We start from the raw sequence: 291 nt of genomic DNA, 5'->3' as shown, positions 1-291 counted from the left end.
GCGCCCACGCGCTCGGCGAGCCACCCGCGGGTGTCGCCGTCGGGGATGAAGCAGATGTCGTGACTGTCGGGCTTGTGCGCGACGGTCAATCCCCGCGCTTCGGCCTCCGCGCGCACGACGGCCTTGGACGGGGTCGTGCCGAGCGGGAAGTACGTGTGTGCCAGCTGCTCGGCGGTGAGCACTCCCAGGACGTACGACTGGTCCTTGGCCGCGTCCGACGCGCGGTGCAGCTCCAGGCCGTCCGGTCCGTCGACGAGGGTCGCGTAGTGCCCGGTGCAGACGGCGTCGAAC

The 291-nt window shown here is 71.8% G+C and carries 1 pseudogene; it reads right to left on the bottom strand.

Annotated features, from left to right (window positions below):
* Positions 1 to 291: pseudogene (locus tag NQ160_RS16665) on the bottom strand (tRNA 2-thiouridine(34) synthase MnmA); the annotation flags it as partial.

The organism is Microbacterium sp. zg.Y909, from assembly GCF_024626565.1.
This window is presented reverse-complemented; position numbering and strand designations above follow the sequence as displayed.